The organism is Lactobacillus sp. (assembly GCF_051893255.1).
In the GTDB taxonomy this organism is placed as follows: domain Bacteria; phylum Bacillota; class Bacilli; order Lactobacillales; family Lactobacillaceae; genus Lactobacillus.
Genome location: NZ_JBJFHB010000017.1, coordinates 14458 through 32228 on the forward strand (window position 1 = coordinate 14458; position 17771 = coordinate 32228).

The window sequence follows — 17771 nt, forward strand, 5'->3', positions numbered from 1 at the left end:
TAGAAAAATGGGAACAACAAATGGAAATTATTAAGTTGGATCACATCACCAAGGAATATGATGATGGCTTTGTGGCCTTGAAGGATATCAATATCTCAATTGAATCCGGCAAGTTCTACTCCTTGCTTGGGCCATCAGGTTCAGGCAAAACGACGATTTTGCGCATTATTGCCGGTTTTACGGAGCCTTCGGCCGGCAAGCTCTATTTTGCCGGGGAAGATATTACCGGCCTTGATGCATCCAAGAGACATATAAATACGGTTTTTCAGAATTATGCTCTTTTTCCGCATTTAAATGTCTATGAAAACGTGGCCTTTGGCTTGAAGCTGAAGCGCCGGCCGGAAAGTGAAATTCGGCAAAAGGTGAAAGATGCCTTAAAGACGGTCCGCTTGGACGGCTACGCCAACCGGGAAATTTCAGAACTGAGCGGGGGCCAGCAGCAGCGGGTAGCCATTGCCCGGGCCATTATCAATGAACCGAAGGTCCTGCTTTTGGACGAATCACTTTCAGCTTTAGACAAGCGCCTTAGAAAAGAAATGCAGTTTGAGTTGCGGGCCATCCAAAAGAAGCTGGGCATCACCTTTATCTTTGTCACCCACGACCAAGAAGAAGCCTTGGCCATGAGTGACGAAATCTTCGTTTTGAATGACGGGACCATCCAGCAAAGCGGGTCTCCTGTCGACATTTACGATGAGCCGGTTAACGACTTTGTTGCCCGCTTTATTGGCGACTCCAACATCTTGTCTGGGAAGATGATCCGGGACTTTGAGGTTGAATTTGCCGGCAAGCAGTTTGAATGTGCCGATGCCGGGATTACCCCAGGGGAAAAGGTTGAAGTCGTGCTGCGGCCGGAAGACTTGGATATTACGGCGACTAACCCCAAGCTGTCCATGACGGTCCAGAGTCAGCTCTTTTTGGGCGACCACTTTGAAATCAAGGCGGTTGACGAATCCGGCTTTGAATGGCTGATCCATTCCACCAATGGGGTCAAGATCGGTCAAGAGATCGGGATTTTCTTTGATCCTGAAGACATCCACGTCATGCGGCTGGGCGAAACCGAAGAAGAATTCGATGCCCGGCTTGAGACTTACGAAGGGGAGGACAAGGAATGAGAAAGAAACAATCATTTTTTCTATTGCCCTACCTGCTCTGGATCATCCTCTTCGTGATCGCGCCGGTAGTTTTGATCGTGGGCTACTCCTTGACCAACAGTCAGGGACACTTTAGCTTGCAGAATTTTGCCTTGTTCTTTTCCAAAGGCACCTTTATCCGCATGATGCTGAATTCCTTTTGGTATGCCTTGCTAATCACCTTTTTCTGCTTGCTGATCTCTTATCCAGCTGCTTTGGCCTTAACCCGTCTCAAAAATCAGCAGTTTTGGCTGATGCTGGTGATTTTGCCGACCTGGATCAACCTGCTTTTAAAGGCATACGCCTTTATCGGGATTTTTTCTAGAGATGGGATGGTTAACCAGTTCCTCCACCTCTTTGGCTTAGGTCCAGCGGAAATCATGTTTACCGACTTTGCCTTCATTTTCGTAGCAACTTATATCGAAATTCCCTTCATGATCATGCCGATCTACAATTCTTTAAAAGAAATTGATCCAGCCTTGATCTCGGCCAGTTCTGACTTAGGCGCCAATTTCTGGCAGACTTTCCGCTATGTCATTTGGCCCCTGTCTTGGCCTGGCGTTGAATCTGGGATTCAGGCCATTTTTATTCCGTCCCTGTCCCTCTTTATGCTGACGCGGCTGATCGGCGGGAACCGAGTGATTACCCTGGGGACGGCGGTTGAAGAATACTTCTTGACCACCATGAACTGGAATATGGGGTCAACGATTGGGGTCATTTTGATCGTCTTGATGACCATCGTCATGATCCTCACTTCCCGCAAGCGCCATAAGAAGGAGATCAAGCTATGAAAAAACACATCTGGAGCAAAGTATATTTTTTCCTGGTCTTGGCCATCTTATACTTGCCGATTTTTTACCTGATTTACTTTTCCTTTTCTAGCGGCTCCAACATGGACCACTTTAAAGGCTTCACCTGGCGGCACTACCAGACCCTCTTTAACGATGGGCGCTTGCTGGCCATTTTGCTGGAAACGATCATGCTGGCCCTTTTGTCCAGCCTGATTGCGACGGTGCTGGGGACTTTAGGGGCCATTGCCATTGAAAATGTGAAAAAGTCTAGTGTGAAAAGACTGCTTTTGTCTTTAAACAACGTTTTGATGGTGTCACCTGATGTTATCATCGGGGCTAGTTTCTTGATCCTTTTTACTACCTTGGGCTTCAGCCTGGGCTTTGCTTCTGTTTTGCTCAGTCACATTGCCTTTTCGGTGCCGATCGTGGTCTTGATGGTTTTGCCGAAATTGCGGGAAATGGACAATTCCCTAATTGACGCAGCCCGTGACTTGGGGGCTAGCTACTACCAGGTCTTCAGCCAGGTTCTTTTGCCGGCCCTGACGCCGGGGATCGTGTCCGGGATGTTTATGGCCTTGACCTATTCCCTAGATGACTTTGCGGTGACCTTCTTCGTTACTGGGAACGGCTTTACCACTTTGTCAGTGGAAATCTACTCCCGGGCCCGGCAGGGGATTGACCTAGAAGTGAACGCCTTGAGTACGATTATTTTCCTCTTTGTCCTCTTATTAGTGGGGATTTACTACCTGATCTCTAAGCAGCAGGGCAAGAAGGGGAGCAAGCTGGGAGGACTTTTGCGATGAAAAAAATACTTTCAGCCTCTCTGGTAATCTTGCTGGTTTGCCTAGGCCTCTACTGGGGTGCCCAAAAGCTGGACAGCTCAAGCGGCGGCAGTGCCAGCAGCAAGAAGGACCTGATCATCTACAACTGGGGCGACTATGTGGACCCAGCCTTGATCACCAAGTTTGAGAAAAAGACCGGCTACCACGTCATCTACGAGACTTTTGACTCAAACGAAGCCATGTACACCAAGATCAAGCAAGGCGGGACCTCTTATGACATTGCGGTTCCCTCTGACTACATGATTACCAAGCTGCGCAAAGACAACTTGCTGGAAAAAATCGATACCAGCAAACTGAGTAATTTCAAGTACATCGGCCAGGAATTTTTGCACAAGTCTTTTGACCTTAAGAATGAATATTCCGTGCCTTATTTCTGGGGCACCCTGGGAATCGTTTATAACGACCGCTATGTTAAAAAAGGCGAAATCAAGAAGTGGGATGACCTCTGGAAGAAAAAGTACCGTGACCAAATCCTGCTCGTTGACTCAGCCCGCGATATGATGGGGGTAGCCCTGATTTCTCTAGGCTATTCAGTCAATGACACCAATTCCAAGCACTTGGCTCAAGCCAAGGCCAAGCTGGACAAATTGGGGCAAAACGTGAAGGCGATCGTGGCTGACGAACTGAAGATGTACATGGTGCAAAATGAAGCCTGGATCGGGGTCACTTATTCTGGAGAAGCTGCAACCATGATGAGTGAAAACTCCCATATTCACTACTATGTGCCAAGCGAAGGGTCCAACCTCTGGTTTGACAATATCGTGATTCCTAAGACTGCTAAGAACAAAAAGGCAGCCTACAAGTTCATCAACTTCATGCTGGAGCCGAAGAACGCTGCGCAAAATGCCGAATACATCGGCTATGCAACGCCAAACCTGGCAGCGCAAAAGATTTTGCCAAAATCAGTCAGAAACGACAAGCAGTTCTATCCGCCAATGTCGACTTTGAAGAACTTGGAGGTTTATGAAGATCTGCCAAGCAGCAAGGTCCAAGAATATAACGATCTTTTCCTAGAATTTAAGATGTACGCGCGAAATTAGGCTAAAATAGACTATATAGGCAAAAGATAGAAAGGATAGTGGAGGAATGCAAATTAATCTATCAAGCCTCTGGACCTGGCACACTCTGTCCATGATCTTGGATGTCTTGATTACCTGGTACTTTATTTATCACCTGACCCTCCTCATCAAGGGGACCAAGGCGGTGCAGCTGGCCAACGGGATCATCTTGATCATGATTGCCCGGGTTTTGGCTGGCTGGGCGCAATTGACGACGGTGACCTTTATCTTGGACCAGATCGTTTCCTGGGCCGTGATCGGAATTATTGTCGTCTTCCAGCCGGAAATCAGACGGGGACTAGAGCGGCTTGGCCGCGTGTCGCTATTTTCTGATCAAGAAAACAGTGCGCGCAAGCAGCAAGAGCGGCTGGTCAAAGAACTCGACAAGGCCATTCAGTACATGTCTAAGCGCCGGATCGGGGCCCTGATTACCCTGGAACAAAAGACCGGGCTAGAAGAGTACGTAGAAACCGGGATCAAGCTGGATGCCGTAGTGACCGGGGAGCTTTTGATCAACATTTTTATCCCCAATACGCCTTTGCACGACGGGGCGGTGATCATCAAGAATAACCGGATCCAAGTGGCTTCAGCCTACCTGCCCCTGTCTGACAATGCCATGATTCCCAAGAGCCTGGGGACCAGACACCGGGCCGCGGTCGGGATCAGTGAAGTAACTGACGCCATTACCGTGGTCGTTTCCGAAGAAACGGGTGGCGTAACCATTACCAGAAACGGCCAGTTTATGGTGGACTTAAGCCAGCAAGAATATCTCAAGTACTTGCGGGCAGAACTGGTCACGGAAGAGCAGAAGAAGGCTCCATGGCCAATCAGAGTGGCCAGAAAAATCTGGAATTGGGGTGAAAAGTAATGCACCGAATTATTGAAACCAAGTGGTTCTATAAGCTTTTTTCCCTGGTTTTGGCCATTATTTTAGTGGCCTTTGTCGACAACACCCAGGTTTCGACCAATAACCAAAGCAAGGTTCAGCAAACTGCAACGACCAAGCAGAGCCTGAAGATGCCCTTGCAGGTCTCGGTTGACGCCGACAAGTACTATGTGACTGGCTACCCAGACAAGGTCAAGGTGACTTTGGAAGGGCCAAACGCCCTAGTGACTTCGGCAGTCAATACCCAAAACTTCCGGGTGTATATTGACCTCAGCAAACTCAGCGTGGGCAGTCACCGGGTCAATATCAAGGTCTCCGGTCTGCCTAGCCAGCTGTCTTACAAGCTGTCGCAAAAGTACGTGACGGTCAACATCCAAAAGCGAAAGTCCCGCACCATGCCGGTTCAAATAGGTTATAATAAAAATGCTGTGGCCAGTGGCTATGACATTGGCACCGCTAGCGTCAGTCCGGAAACGGTTGAGGTTACCGGTGCTCAAAGCGAAGTCAACCAGATTGACCACATTGAAGCCAAGCTTTCCGTGCCAAATGGGACCAATAAGACCATGAAGCGCAGCGTTTTGCTTCAGGCCTACGATGCCAAGAACCGGCAGCTGAATGTGGTGATTACGCCGTCTACGGCTCAGGTTACCTTGCCGATTTCAGTTTCCAAGAAGACGGTGAAACTGAAGCTGAACGCGAAGAACGGGTCTAAGAGCAAGGTTTACTCCTTGACCGCTAAGGAAGAAAAGGTTACCCTGTATGGACAAAAAGAAGCCCTTAAGAAATTGAGCTCCTTGACCCTGAACGTTGACCTAACTGGCGTCAAGTCCAGTACGACCCAGACGATTAAGTTGCCCGTTCCAGACGGGATTGCTTGGGTGGATCCGGCTAGCGTCAGCGTGAAGATCGACGTTAGCGATTCAAGTGACTAAGGCTTGGCAAAAAAGAATAAAAGAATAGATATAAAAACAAGAAGTCGAAAATCAAGATAAAGAAACAAAGAAAGGTTCTTTTGAATAATGCTTAAATATTTTGGTACTGATGGCGTTCGCGGTGAAGCAAATAAGGTCTTAACCCCAGAAATGGCCTTTAAGTTGGGCCGGATGGGCGGCTACGTCTTAACCAAGGAAAAAGAAGATGGCGGCCAAGCCAAGGTCTTGGTATCTCGGGACACTAGAATTTCTGGTGAAATGCTAGAATACGCTTTGATCGCTGGGCTCTTGTCAGTCGGCATCGAAGTCTTGGAATGCGGCGTTATGACTACTCCTGGCTTGTCTTACTTAGTCCGGGCCCAAGGCGCTGATGCCGGCGTTCAGATCTCAGCTTCCCACAACCCAGTTGAAGACAACGGGATCAAGTTCTTCGGCAGCGACGGCTTGAAGCTGTCAGATGCCAAGGAAGAAGAAATCGAAGAATTGATCGATGCCAAGCAAGACATGCTGCCAAGACCATCTGCTGAAGGTTTGGGTACGGTCACTGACTTCCGCGACGGTGCCAACAAGTACATTCAATTCTTGGAAAACACCATTCCAGAAGACTTGAGCGGCATCAAGGTTGTGATCGACGGGGCCAACGGGGCAGCCAGTGCCTTCATTTCCCGCTTGTTTGCAGACTTAGACGTTGACTTCACCACGATCTCAACTCATCCAAACGGCTTGAACATCAACGACCACTGCGGGGCGACCCACACGGCGCACTTGCAAGAAGAAGTCGTTAAGCAAGGCGCACAACTGGGTTTGGCCTTTGACGGGGATGCAGACCGCTGCATCGCTGTCGACGAAAATGGCAACGAAGTTGACGGTGACCACATCATGTACGTGATCGGCTCTTACTTGGCTGACCACGGCCGCTTAAAGAAGGACACGATCGTGACGACCGTCATGAGCAATCTGGGCTTCACCAAGGCCTTGGAACGCCGCGGCATCAAGAATGTCAGAACCCAAGTTGGCGACCGCTACGTTTCAGAAGAAATGCGGGCTAACGGCTACAGCCTGGGCGGGGAACAATCTGGCCACGTCATCATCAGTGACTACCACAACACCGGTGACGGGATGCTGACTGGGATTCACTTGATGCTGGTTATGAAGAAGACTGGCAAGAGCTTGACCGAACTTTTGACTGACTTCAAGGAATACCCACAAGTCTTGGTTAACGTGCCAGTTAAGGACAAGAACACGTGGAAGAACTATCCTGCCATTACCGACGCCATTGCTAGCGTTGAAAGCGACATGGCAGGCGACGGCCGGGTTTTGGTTCGCCCATCCGGTACCCAAGAACTGCTTCGCGTCATGGCTGAAGGCCCAACCCAAGAATTGACGCAAAGCTACGTCGACCGCATTGTCAAGGTCGTTGAAGCTGAAATGGGTGCTTAATTAGATAGCATACAAAAAGAAAGTCTGGAAACAGGCTTTCTTTTTTTGCATGAAATTAGGCAAATCTAATATAATTAAGTGTAGAAAAGTAAGTAGACTTAACTAAGAAGATAAATGAACAAAGATTAGTGGGAATTTTTAGGAGGAAAAACGATGTCGATTAAGATGCTTGCCATCGACCTTGATGGGACTTTATTGTCCAGTGCCAAAACCATTCTGCCAGCCACCCAAAGGGCGCTGGAAGAGGCTAAAGCAGCCGGAATCAAGGTGGTTTTGGCTTCGGGCAGACCCTTGTCAGGGATCAGAGAATATGCTGACCAATTGGGCTTAAAGGGACGAGATGAGTACGCGATCCTTTTTAACGGGGCAATCGTGCAAAATCTCGACCAAGAAGTCTTGATCAGCCATGAGCTGGACATGCAGGACTTTAACACCTTCGTTCATATGCAAAGGCTGAGTCATGTCAACCTGACCTTTGAAACGCCAGAGCGCTTTTATTCCATGGATCAAAAGCTCTCGATCAGAATGCAGGTGGACGGCGCTGAAACTAAAAACCAGCTGTGGCTGCAAGACCGGGAAGACTTCAAAAAGGACTTCAAGTTTGCCAAAGCCGTTTATACCTGCGATGATCCAGAGCAAATGGACCGCTTTTGGAACCGGCTGCCAGACTGGTTCTTCCAAAGCTATGCTATGGTCCGCAGCTGGCCGGAGGTGGCAGAAGCCGGGTCTCTTGGAGCATCCAAAGGTCTAGCCATCAGTGAACTGGCTTCCCGCCTTGGTTTTAAGAACAGCGAAGTCATGATTTTTGGCGACCAAGGCAATGACCGGTCCATGTTTGAAATCGAAGACTTCCAAAGAGTAGCCATGGGCAACGCCATTGACGAAATCAAGGAACTGGCAGACTACGTGACCGACACCAACGACCGCGACGGGATTGCCAAGGCCTTGCACAAGCTGGTCATGTAGGATTTTTGCTAAAAGAAAAAAGAGTAGAGATTGTTATTGAATAAGTGAGAAAGGGTAAATCAACAGATTTGCCCTTTTTTGCTTTAAGGTTAACAGCCAGGAGAAAGTAAAATGATGGAATTAAAGGAAATTGATCAAAAGATAAAGGAGATCTTTGACCAGACGATTAAAAAAGGCATTATCAGCGGCGTTTCTTACGCGGTGGTTGATGAAGAGCAGACTCTTAGTCACTACCTAGGAACGAGCTATCAAGATGGACCGCAGCTGGCACCAGGCATGCTCTATGACCTAGCTTCTCTTACCAAGGTGGTGGGGACCGCCAGCGGGATTTTTGGCTTGCTAGATCAAGGAAAAATTCGCTTGGAGGACCAAGTTGGTGACTTTTTTGCCACTGGCTTTGACCAGATAACGATCAAGGAGCTCTTGCTCCACACCAGCGGCCTGGCACCAGACTTAGACAATGTTTGGCAATATGACAGCCCCCAAGCCGTCTGGGAGGCGGTAAAAGCTAGTCGGCAGGTCTACCAGCCCGGGACGGACTCGGTTTATTCCGATTTGAATTTTATCGTGCTTGGCAAAATCTTGGAAATAGTGACTGGTGAACCATTAGACCGTTACTTAAAAGAAAAAATCTTTTTGCCAGTTGGGATGCAAAACACCGGCTTTTTGCCAAAGGCAGAGAAAAGCCGCATCGTCCCAACTGAAATCACCAAAGAGCGCGGCTGGGTTTGGGGCAGCGTCCATGACGAAACCGCCTACCAGATGGGCGGCGTTGCGGGCCATGCAGGGCTTTTTTCCAGTCTGGATGACCTAGTTCTTTTTAGCAAATTCTATCTGGAAAAAAGCAAAACTAGTCCAGTAATTCAATCTTTAGTTGACTATGATGTCTTTGAGCGGACCCTGGCCTGGATCCGCTGGCAAGCCGGGAAAAAGTTCTACTGGCATACCGGCTTTACCGGCCCAGGCTTAGGGATCGATTTAGACAATAAGCGAGCGATAATTATTTTGGCCAATGCCGTTTACCCAAAAAGGGGCAATACCGCCTGGCAAGAGGCCAGACGACAAGCGACAGCCAGCTTTTTTGGCGTCCAGTACCGAATAGGTTGACAAGTGTAAACATTGTGCTAAAATAATTATGTAGTTTACAGATGTAGACAAAAAGAAAGTGAAAAGATAGATCACGATAAACATGTTTATAAAGATTGCTAAGGGAGGCAAAAATCATGAGTGAAAAAGATTGTCAGATTTCCAGCAGCGAATGGCAGGCAATGCGGATCGTCTGGTCGCTGGGCGAAGTGACCAGCAGCCAGGTGGTTGACCAGCTAGAGCAAAAATACGGCTGGAGCGCATCAACAACTAAGACGCTGCTGCGCCGGCTGGTTGAAAAAGACTACCTGGAAGTGGCCAGAACTGGTCACCGCTTTTCCTATAAGGCTAAGCTAAGTGAAGAAGAAGGCATGTACCAAAACCTGAAGGCTGAACTGTCAACCATGTGCGACATGCATAAGGGGGCGGTTTTGCTCCGGCTCTTAGACGAGATTCCGCTTAGTCAGGGCGATCTCTCCTTGCTGGCCGCAAAACTGGAAGAAAAGAAGCAAACTGCCCCTGAGACAGTGCCTTGCAACTGCTTAGCGGCCTGCCATCCAGCAATGGAAGAAATGACGATGAAGGCTGAGAAATAAGAGATATTTTGAACTAGAAAAATAGAAGAAGGTAAATCGGATGTTGATCAAGATCCTTGTGGTAGCGATAGCCCTGGCTTTGACAGCCCTAATTTGTTGGTGGTTTTTCGGCAACTTTGACCAAAAGCAGGCCCATGCTGAAATCATCAATGGCCAGCAAGCAGGCCGCGTCGTCGTTAAGGGCGGCTATGAACCGGAAGTCTTGTACTTAAAGCAGGGCGTGCCAGCTGAAATTACTTTTGACATGGAAGACCAAACGGCCTGTCTGAGCCACGTGGTTTTCCCAGACTTAGGGGTCGACAAAGACCTAACTTTAGCTAAAGAAAGCAAGATCGTTATCCCAACCGACAAGAAGGGCGAAATTGACTACGCCTGCGGGATGAACATGTTTCATGGAAAGGTGATCGTACAATAATGTTCTTTTCAAACAAGCAAAAGCAAACCATCGTTGTTGACAAGGGCTATGAGCCCAGTGAAATCCATTTTAAGCAGGGCAAGCCTGCCGAAATTACTTTTAAAGTAAAAAACGACAATGCCTGCTTGCGGGAAGTTGACTTCAAGTCTTTAGACCAAAAGCTGGACCTTTTTGCCCCAGGCAAGCACCAAATTGCCATTCCGACTGATCAAAAAGGCGAAATTCCTTTTGCCTGCGGGATGGACATGTTTCATGGAAAGATCGTGGTGGACTAGATGAAAATGACTAATTGGCGCCGCTTTTGGCTGTGCCTAGTCTTGGCCTTGCCCATGCTGGCGGAGATGATCTTGATGCTGGGGCACGTGATGCTGCCCTTTAGCCGGGAATACAGCTTGATTGCTACGACCTTGATCATGCTGATTGCGGCAAAGCCTTATATCGTCAGCGCCTGGGCTGCTTTTAAGCGGCACCTGGCCAACATGAACACCCTGGTTGCGGTTGGGACCTCCATTACCTACCTCTACAGCGTTTTTGCCTATTTCACGGGCCGGGCAGTCTACTTTGAAAGTGCAGCCTTTGTCTTGATCTTCGTCCTTTTAGGCGATGCCATGGAAGAAAAGATGCACGCTAACGCTGAAGCAGCCTTAAGCAAGCTGATGGACCTACAGGCGAAAGAAGCCGAAGTCAAGCGAAACGGTGAATTTGTCAAGATTCCGCTGGCCGAAGTGGTCCCTGACGACATCATCAAGGTGCGGCCGGGTGAAAAGGTGCCGGTTGACGGCAAGGTCTTAGAAGGACAAAGCGCCATCGACGAAGCCATGGTGACCGGCGAAAGCATGCCGGTGAAAAAGGCTCCTGGCGACAGCGTGATTGGGGCGACCGTCAACGGGTCAGGGATGCTGATCATGGAAGCCGAAAAAGTCGGCAAGGACACCATGCTGTCTCAGATCATGGACGTGGTGAAAAAGGCACAAAATTCCCGGGCACCGATCCAAAAGTTGACCGACCAAATCTCCAACTACTTTGTGCCGATCGTCTTGATCTTGAGCATTGCGACCTTTACGGTTTGGTACCTGATCAGCGGTGACCCGGTGCAGGCCATGCTCTTTGCCGTGTCCGTGGTTGTGATTGCCTGCCCATGTGCCTTGGGCCTGGCAACGCCAACTGCTCTCTTGGTTGGCAGCGGCTGCAGTGCCCGCTTAGGGGTGCTCATCAAGGACGGGGAAGTCTTGGAAAAAGCTGCTAAGGTTGACATTTTAGTCTTTGACAAGACTGGTACCTTGACGGAAGGTCACCCGCAAGTGGTTGATCAAGTAGGCGACTCAGACGCTTTGCTCTTAGCAGCCAGCCTTGAAGCCAGTTCTGAGCACCCCTTGGCCAGCGCCATTGTGGACCAGGCCAAAAAGGCTAAGTTGTCTTTATTGCCAGTTGCCGATTTTGCCGCAGTTGAAGGCCAGGGCGTCAAAGGGATGATCAATGGCCAAGTAGTGAAAGTCGGCAAAGCTGAATTTGCCGGTAATAGCTTTTTGGCCAAAAAAGGCGAAGCCTTAGCTAAAGAAGCCAAGACTGTCGTTTATGTGCAAAAGGACGGCGAAACCGTCGGCCTCTTGGCTCTGCAAGACGCGCCAAAGCCAGAAGCCAAGAGCGTGATCCAGCAGCTGAAAGAGCGCAAGATCAAGACCGTAATGCTGACTGGGGACAACCCAGCCGTGGCTAGCGCCATCGGCCAAGAACTGGGCCTAGACCAGGTAATCGCTGGCGTCTTGCCCAAGGAAAAGGCCGAAGCCATTGAAGAACTGAAAAAAGATGGCGTAGTAGCCTTCGCTGGGGACGGAATCAATGATGCTCCTGCTTTAGCTACCGCTGACATTGGCATCGCCATGGGGACCGGGACTGATGTGGCTAAAGAAGCCGGAGGCATTGTCTTGGTCAAAAACGACCTGAAGGGCGTGTTAAGAGCTCTGGACGTAGCCAAGAAGACCTTCCAAAGGATCAAGCTCAACTTGTTCTGGGCTCTGATCTACAACCTGATTGGGATTCCAATTGCGGCTGGCGTCTTAGTGGGGGTTGGCATCAGCTTAAGCCCTGAACTGGCTGGCCTAGCCATGGCTTTGAGTTCAGTTTCGGTGGTCACGTCTTCACTCATGCTCAACTGGGTCAAGATCGCTGGGCAAGCTAGCTAAAGTAAAGACCAGGAAAAATTTAGACAAAAATCAAGTGAAATCGGTGTGATCGATTTCACTTTTTTGTTTGCCTTTAAAGCGCTTTATGTTGTATGCTAATAATAAGTGTGTTATTCAAAGAAACATTCGTTAGTTAGGAGCAATTTTGGAATCAATTAAGAAATACCTTAGCGTGGCTTTTTTTGCCTTTTTGGGCGGGGCAGCGCGCTACGGCTTAAACCAGCAGTTTTCCTTTTACGGCACCTTTGCCGGCAATCTCTTGGGCTGCTTTTTACTCGCTTTTTTAACTTACCTGTTCTTGAAGATCACGACTACGAAAGACTGGCTGGTGACCGGGTTAAGCACGGGCTTTGTGGGTGCTTTTACCACTTTTTCCAGCTTTAACCTGGACACTTTGAAGCTGCTGGCAGCTGGGCAGAGCCTGGGGGCCTTGCTCTATTTTCTGCTCAGCATTATCTGCGGCTTTCTTTTTGCCTTGTTGGGTAAAAAGGCAGCACTGGCAGTCAGTCAAAAAATGATAGAAAGGAGCTAGAGATGGTCTTTGCGGCAGCTTTTGGCGCCAGTTTTGGCGCAGTTTTGCGCTATGCGATTACGAATTACGGCAAGAAGCACTGGATGAAGCGGTCTGCTTTTCCCTGGCCAACCTTGCTGATCAACTTGACCGGGGCCTTTTTGCTAGGACTTTTGTTCCGGCTAAACCTGGGCGTTTTTTGGTATGCCTTGCTGGGCACCGGGGTGCTGGGCGGCTATACCACTTTTTCTACTTTGAACGTGGAAATGCTGTCTTTGGCAGGTAGCGGCCAAAAGCGCACCTTGAAATTCTACCTGCTTGCCAGCTACTTTGGCGGCTTAGCTTTAGTAACCCTAGGTTATGCTCTAGGCGGCTTGTAAGAAACCTATGAAGAAAAACTCTCTAACTTTTAGAAAAGTCATCTGCACTTTCTTGGCGATCCTTTCTCTAGCAGCGCTGTTGACCAGTCCAGTGACCTTTAAAATCGATGATGCCAAGGATTTCGCATCAGACACGATCGAAAATTTCGCCAATTCCAAAAAGCCCACCGCCATGTCGATGGCAGCCAATGCGGCTATTAACTCCGGATTGAAAGATGACTTGGTCAAGGAATTGCCCAAAAAGGTTTCGCTGAGTGAATCCTATTTGAGCCTTTACCACTTGGTGGTTCGCTACCGGGAAAACCAAAAGCTTAAGTCGTCAGACTTGAAGCTGCCGGCTAAAAATAGTCTGCAAAAGTTTCTATCAGAAATCATCTTGTACCTAGTCAATAGTGAGCTCAAGCAGCATGAGTCAGAGCTCCAGCAGATCACCCAGATCTACCAGCTGTCTTTGTGGGTTGTCTGCTTCTTGTACATTTTGGGCGTAGCCTTGCTGATCTTTAACCGGCATTTATCCTGGCTACCAGTTTTGCTTGGCTCAGCTAGTGCTTTTGGCTTTCAGGTCTTTATCTGCAACTACCTGACTAAGCTGGCCCAGCAGGAAGTTTACAGCAAGATCTGGTTCAATTATTCTTGGCGCAGCGTTGCCGGGTTTGCAATCGCCCTAATCTTAGTGGCCTTTCTTTTTTACCAAGATTGGCAAAACTGGCGGGGCAAGGAACAAAAAGTAAAGAAAATTACCGAAACCGAGGATTAATCCTCGGTTTTTTATTCCAATCAATAGTAAGCGCTTAATTTTCTTTAACTTGCCGTTCGGAAATTGGTAATATATAATAGTTAAAATAAGTTTAAATTGGTGCTTTATTGCTATTCACCAAACAAATTAAAAGTTGATTAATTATTGATTCCTGAAAATCAGGGTAGCTTAGCGGATAAAGCACGGTTTAAGGAGAAAAGATGAAAAAGCAGCTTAGAGAAATTCATAAAGAAGATATCACGAATAATGAGGCGGTAATAGCACTTTGCCAATTTATTAACCGCCGCTTAGTTCCGGTTGCCTTGTCTAATGGTTTTTGCCACTTATATAAGCTTGATCAAGAAGAACTCCTTGATATTTTAGGCCGTGATCCTTACATGGGCATTGCCATGAATGAAATTGCTGAAGTCCAAGAAGACTTCTATGCTTTTATGGATAGTGAAGAGACGCTTTATGAAAACCAGTTTCGCATCAAGCTCCCTGCTGAAAAAGACTTTTGTCTGATGCAGGTCCAAGGTGAAAAGGTCAGCTGCGAGGGGCAGGAGATGATCCTTTTTTGGGCAACGACCCTGTCTTTAAAGAAGCTGCAAAAACTGGATCAAGAAAAAAGACTAAAGATACCTTTGAAATCAGCTTCTTACTGTCTCCTTAACGTCGACAGCCGCTACAATAGCGTGACTGGTCTGCCTAATATGTCTTATTTCTATGAACTGGCAGACGCTGGGACCAAGGCCCTTTTGCGAATAAACAAGCAGCCGGTGCTCCTCGCCTTTAACCTGATTGGCTTTAGCCATTATAATGTTCGTTATTCCTACCGAGAAGGCAACCAGCTCCTGAAGGCTTTTGCCAATTTGCTGAGAAAGTATTTTGGCATTGAAAATTGTGGCCATTTCAACGAAGACGAATTCTATGCTTATACCGAAGATACTAATCTTGATCAAAGACTGAAAGACTTTATTGAGGAATGCCAGACCATTAATGGTGGCAAGAGTCTAAACGTCAGAATCGGCGTTTATGACAGCGTCAACCTTGCTTATGACGATATTGCGGAAAGCTGCAATTTTGTTAAATCAGCCTGCAACTATGAACGCAGTGCCAAGTCGCACGTCACTTACTTTAGCAAGGAAAAGCAGCATGACTTGGAACTGGAAAACTATGTTCTAAAGAATTTTGACCGGGCCTTAAAAGAAGGCTGGATTGAGCCTTTTTACCAGCCAATCGTCCGCATCTTAAACGGGCAAATGGGCAACTGGGAAGCCTTGGCCAGATGGCGGGTGCCAGACAAGGGGCTCTTGATGAACGAGCAGTTCGTGCCGATTTTAGACCGGGCGGGGATCCTTTATAAGATGGACCTCTACATGATTGACCGGGTAATCGCGGACTTAAAGACGATGCAGGACCGGGGCTGCGAGGATATTGCGATTTCGGTCAACCTCTTTAGCTCAGAATTTGAGCAGTACAATATGGCTGAAGAAATTGTGAGTCGCTTTGAGGCGAGCGGCTTAGACAAGCAGCTCTTAGTCATCGAAATTAGCAACGATATTCGCCACCTTAATTCAGAAAAAATCAAGGACCAGATGAAGATCTTCTACGAGCATGGCTTTTCCGTTTGGGTGGACAGCTTTGGCGAAGGCTATTCATCGATCAGCATCATGAAGGATGATCTGCCAATTACCTGTATCAAATTTGATGCCAGCTTCATCACTGATGACAACTTTGATCGATCTAAGAAAGTCTTGAAAAAGATGATTGAGCTGGCTGAAGAACTGGGGATCGATACGGTGGTCGGCGGCGTGGAAAATGCCAAGCAGCTGCTGACCTTGAGAGAAATCGGCTGCTCAGCAGCGCAAGGCTACTACTTTGGTCAGCCGCTGCCTTTTGCCAAAGCCTTTAATACCTGGGTCAAGGGACCAAATGCCAACGTCGAGCAGCTGGTTGAATCCAACTACTATAACGGCATCGGGATGATGAGTCTAGAAAAGCCGCAATTTATTGAACCGATCCAGGATCATTTCCTCACCTTTGAGCAGCCAGACATGATTTTTGACCGCTACTTTAAGGGAACGCCGCTGGGCTTTTTGGAATACCGAAACGGCAAATTGCACTATTTAAGAGGAAACGAAGGCTACACCCAATACCTGCTTAGCTGCGGGGCGGTTACGCAACAGGACCTTGAAGAGCATCCTTTTGCCACGGAAATGACAAACGTGGGCAAGCAGCTGTACCAAGAATTGGACCGCTGGATCAAGGAAGAATACTGGGAAAGCCACAAGACTGAATGGCACTACGGGGTCCATAGCTACCCTAACGGCCTGTATGTGGAAGGCTACCAGCGCTTGATGTCTTATAATCCTTACACCAATGCCTATGCCATCGTTGACGTTTTAACGTCTTATAATGCCAACCAGGTCTACCAGCAAAAGCAAAAACATGACTTGGGCAAGACTGCCGCCTTTAACCTTAATACCGACCAGTACCGGGACTTGCCAATTCCCTTTGTCACGGTCAGCCCAATTTATGACCATAAGAAAATCATTGACATGCAGTATGTTTATGTCAACCAGGCTTATTCCGAAATCATCGGCTTTGGCCGCGAGGAGCTGTTAGGAAACCGGATTTCCCTTTTCCATCAAAACGATGAGCTTGCATTTTGGATGGGAGAACTATTAAGGGCCAAGAATGGGCAAAGCCACTCTGGCATCATGCAAAGAGGGGATGGACACTGGTATGAATACGTCATCGCTCCAGCATCTGTACCAGATGCATATTCTTTAGCCATGATCAACATTGACGACCAAAAGCAAAAAGAGGTGGAAATTCAGAAAAAGCAGCAAACGACCAGTGAAATCCTGCAAATTTCTGAAATTTTAAACGTCGAAAACAATGACTTTAAGCAGTCGCTCCAAAGAGGCCTGGCTAAACTGGGCGAAGACTTAGAAGCTGACCGGGTTTCCCTGATGGAAGCAGATGGCAGCTTTGTTAGAAATGCCTATAGCTGGACTAAGGACGGTCTTGCCCAGGTGCAGGCTAAGCAGCAGAAAATGAGCTTTGACAATGATTCAGCCGGCTTTGGCATTGCTGAACTGTCAAGAGAAGACAGCTATTTGTTAACTGATCCAGTTCAAATTCAAAAAGCTCTGCCAGAGATTGTTGCCTCCTACCCAGCTGACTACCACTTGGAAAACGTCTTGCTGGCACCATTTTATGAAAGAGGCGCAGTTCGGGGCTTGATCCTGGTTGAAAATATCAACCTGGATTTAAACCTTGACTTCAAGAACCTGATTGAACTGGTTTCTGATTTCTTTGGCTCCAAGATTACTGGTCGCCGGTTAGAAAAGCAGAGAGATACGGACGTTTTGACTGGCTTAAACGACCGGCACCCATATTTTGCTAAGCTGAATCACTACCAAAAGAGCAAAAACTCTAGGGAAATTGGTATAATTTATATGGACTTAAACGGCTTGAAGGAGGCAAACGACAACTTTGGTCATGAGGCTGGCGACAACCTGTTGATCAAGACAAGCAAGTTCATCTTGCAATACTTCAGCCGGAAGATGGTTTACCGGGTTGGCGGGGATGAGTTTGTGGTGGTTGATGACCGCAACTCTAAAGAAATTTTTGATAAAGACTATCAAACTTTCCTCGATGCCTTAAACAGCCAAGATGCGCCATCGATTTCAGTTGGGAGAGCCTGGTGCCAGGATTCTCACCAATTAGAGCAGACAGTTGAAGAGGCGGACCGTGCCATGCAGCGCAATAAGGAAGCATACTACCAAACGCACAAGCGCTACCGGTAAG

17 protein-coding genes are annotated in these 17771 nt (G+C 48.0%); all 17 read left to right on the forward strand.

Features of this window, described 5'->3' with window-relative positions; translation table 11 throughout:
* The first annotated feature begins 20 nt into the window (after positions 1 to 20).
* The 17 genes from ACI4WN_RS01295 (at position 21) to ACI4WN_RS01375 (ending at position 17770) form a co-directional block, all read left to right on the forward strand.
* Entirely contained in the window at positions 21 to 1112 is a 1092-nt protein-coding gene (locus ACI4WN_RS01295; RefSeq protein WP_439776631.1) for an ABC transporter ATP-binding protein, read from the forward strand.
* Positions 1109 to 1921: an ABC transporter permease gene (locus ACI4WN_RS01300; protein ID WP_439776632.1), complete on the forward strand. Its 813-nt coding sequence runs from the start codon at positions 1109 to 1111 to the stop codon at positions 1919 to 1921. Before ACI4WN_RS01295 ends, ACI4WN_RS01300 begins: the two co-directional genes overlap by 4 nt.
* A complete protein-coding gene (locus tag ACI4WN_RS01305) occupies positions 1918 to 2724 on the forward strand; it encodes an ABC transporter permease (protein WP_439776633.1) in 807 nt (268 codons plus the stop codon). The genes ACI4WN_RS01300 and ACI4WN_RS01305 overlap by 4 nt, the downstream gene beginning before the upstream one ends.
* Positions 2721 to 3803 carry an ABC transporter substrate-binding protein gene (locus ACI4WN_RS01310; protein WP_439776634.1) on the forward strand — a complete coding sequence of 361 codons (1083 nt, stop codon included), beginning with the start codon at positions 2721 to 2723 and terminating at the stop codon, positions 3801 to 3803. Before ACI4WN_RS01305 ends, ACI4WN_RS01310 begins: the two co-directional genes overlap by 4 nt.
* A 46-nt stretch (positions 3804 to 3849) precedes the next feature.
* Positions 3850 to 4689, forward strand: coding sequence for a diadenylate cyclase CdaA (gene cdaA / locus ACI4WN_RS01315; RefSeq protein WP_439776635.1), 840 nt, complete (start codon positions 3850 to 3852; stop codon positions 4687 to 4689).
* Complete coding sequence (locus tag ACI4WN_RS01320; protein WP_439776636.1) at positions 4689 to 5639, forward strand: CdaR family protein; 951 nt, start codon at positions 4689 to 4691, stop codon at positions 5637 to 5639. The genes cdaA and ACI4WN_RS01320 overlap by 1 nt, the downstream gene beginning before the upstream one ends.
* An 87-nt stretch (positions 5640 to 5726) precedes the next feature.
* Positions 5727 to 7079 (forward strand): phosphoglucosamine mutase, encoded by a 1353-nt coding sequence (gene glmM, locus ACI4WN_RS01325; RefSeq protein WP_439776637.1) that lies wholly within the window; start codon positions 5727 to 5729, stop codon positions 7077 to 7079.
* Positions 7080 to 7232: 153 nt separating this feature from the next.
* Positions 7233 to 8045 carry a Cof-type HAD-IIB family hydrolase gene (locus ACI4WN_RS01330; RefSeq protein WP_439776638.1) on the forward strand — a complete coding sequence of 271 codons (813 nt, stop codon included), beginning with the start codon at positions 7233 to 7235 and terminating at the stop codon, positions 8043 to 8045.
* Positions 8046 to 8156: 111 nt separating this feature from the next.
* Positions 8157 to 9152, forward strand: coding sequence for a serine hydrolase domain-containing protein (locus tag ACI4WN_RS01335; RefSeq protein WP_439776639.1), 996 nt, complete (start codon positions 8157 to 8159; stop codon positions 9150 to 9152).
* A 116-nt stretch (positions 9153 to 9268) separates the two neighbouring features.
* Positions 9269 to 9727: a CopY/TcrY family copper transport repressor gene (locus ACI4WN_RS01340; protein WP_439776640.1), complete on the forward strand. Its 459-nt coding sequence runs from the start codon at positions 9269 to 9271 to the stop codon at positions 9725 to 9727.
* Positions 9728 to 9767: 40 nt separating this feature from the next.
* Positions 9768 to 10142 (forward strand): cupredoxin domain-containing protein, encoded by a 375-nt coding sequence (locus ACI4WN_RS01345; protein WP_439776641.1) that lies wholly within the window; start codon positions 9768 to 9770, stop codon positions 10140 to 10142.
* The gene (locus tag ACI4WN_RS01350; protein WP_439776642.1) at positions 10142 to 10417 is read left to right on the forward strand and encodes a cupredoxin domain-containing protein; all 276 of its coding nucleotides are present in this window, start codon (positions 10142 to 10144) and stop codon (positions 10415 to 10417) included. Before ACI4WN_RS01345 ends, ACI4WN_RS01350 begins: the two co-directional genes overlap by 1 nt.
* Positions 10418 to 12325 carry a copper-translocating P-type ATPase gene (locus ACI4WN_RS01355; RefSeq protein WP_439776643.1) on the forward strand — a complete coding sequence of 636 codons (1908 nt, stop codon included), beginning with the start codon at positions 10418 to 10420 and terminating at the stop codon, positions 12323 to 12325.
* A gap of 145 nt (positions 12326 to 12470) precedes the next feature.
* Positions 12471 to 12857, forward strand: coding sequence for a fluoride efflux transporter FluC (locus tag ACI4WN_RS01360; protein ID WP_439776644.1), 387 nt, complete (start codon positions 12471 to 12473; stop codon positions 12855 to 12857).
* Positions 12858 to 12859: 2 nt separating this feature from the next.
* A complete protein-coding gene (crcB, locus tag ACI4WN_RS01365) occupies positions 12860 to 13216 on the forward strand; it encodes a fluoride efflux transporter CrcB (protein WP_439776645.1) in 357 nt (118 codons plus the stop codon).
* Between the two features lie 7 nt (positions 13217 to 13223).
* Entirely contained in the window at positions 13224 to 13973 is a 750-nt protein-coding gene (locus ACI4WN_RS01370) for a hypothetical protein (protein ID WP_439776646.1), read from the forward strand.
* A gap of 200 nt (positions 13974 to 14173) precedes the next feature.
* A complete protein-coding gene (locus ACI4WN_RS01375) occupies positions 14174 to 17770 on the forward strand; it encodes an EAL domain-containing protein (protein WP_439776647.1) in 3597 nt (1198 codons plus the stop codon).
* Position 17771: the final 1 nt, after the last annotated feature.

Coding starts and splice junctions, on each gene's coding strand:
- ACI4WN_RS01295 (WP_439776631.1), top strand. CDS start 21: ATGGAAATTATTAAGTTGGATCACATCACCAAGGAATATGATGATGGC.
- ACI4WN_RS01300 (WP_439776632.1), top strand. CDS start 1,109: ATGAGAAAGAAACAATCATTTTTTCTATTGCCCTACCTGCTCTGGATC.
- ACI4WN_RS01305 (WP_439776633.1), top strand. CDS start 1,918: ATGAAAAAACACATCTGGAGCAAAGTATATTTTTTCCTGGTCTTGGCC.
- ACI4WN_RS01310 (WP_439776634.1), top strand. CDS start 2,721: ATGAAAAAAATACTTTCAGCCTCTCTGGTAATCTTGCTGGTTTGCCTA.
- cdaA (WP_439776635.1), top strand. CDS start 3,850: ATGCAAATTAATCTATCAAGCCTCTGGACCTGGCACACTCTGTCCATG.
- ACI4WN_RS01320 (WP_439776636.1), top strand. CDS start 4,689: ATGCACCGAATTATTGAAACCAAGTGGTTCTATAAGCTTTTTTCCCTG.
- glmM (WP_439776637.1), top strand. CDS start 5,727: ATGCTTAAATATTTTGGTACTGATGGCGTTCGCGGTGAAGCAAATAAG.
- ACI4WN_RS01330 (WP_439776638.1), top strand. CDS start 7,233: ATGTCGATTAAGATGCTTGCCATCGACCTTGATGGGACTTTATTGTCC.
- ACI4WN_RS01335 (WP_439776639.1), top strand. CDS start 8,157: ATGATGGAATTAAAGGAAATTGATCAAAAGATAAAGGAGATCTTTGAC.
- ACI4WN_RS01340 (WP_439776640.1), top strand. CDS start 9,269: ATGAGTGAAAAAGATTGTCAGATTTCCAGCAGCGAATGGCAGGCAATG.
- ACI4WN_RS01345 (WP_439776641.1), top strand. CDS start 9,768: ATGTTGATCAAGATCCTTGTGGTAGCGATAGCCCTGGCTTTGACAGCC.
- ACI4WN_RS01350 (WP_439776642.1), top strand. CDS start 10,142: ATGTTCTTTTCAAACAAGCAAAAGCAAACCATCGTTGTTGACAAGGGC.
- ACI4WN_RS01355 (WP_439776643.1), top strand. CDS start 10,418: ATGAAAATGACTAATTGGCGCCGCTTTTGGCTGTGCCTAGTCTTGGCC.
- crcB (WP_439776645.1), top strand. CDS start 12,860: ATGGTCTTTGCGGCAGCTTTTGGCGCCAGTTTTGGCGCAGTTTTGCGC.
- ACI4WN_RS01370 (WP_439776646.1), top strand. CDS start 13,224: ATGAAGAAAAACTCTCTAACTTTTAGAAAAGTCATCTGCACTTTCTTG.
- ACI4WN_RS01375 (WP_439776647.1), top strand. CDS start 14,174: ATGAAAAAGCAGCTTAGAGAAATTCATAAAGAAGATATCACGAATAAT.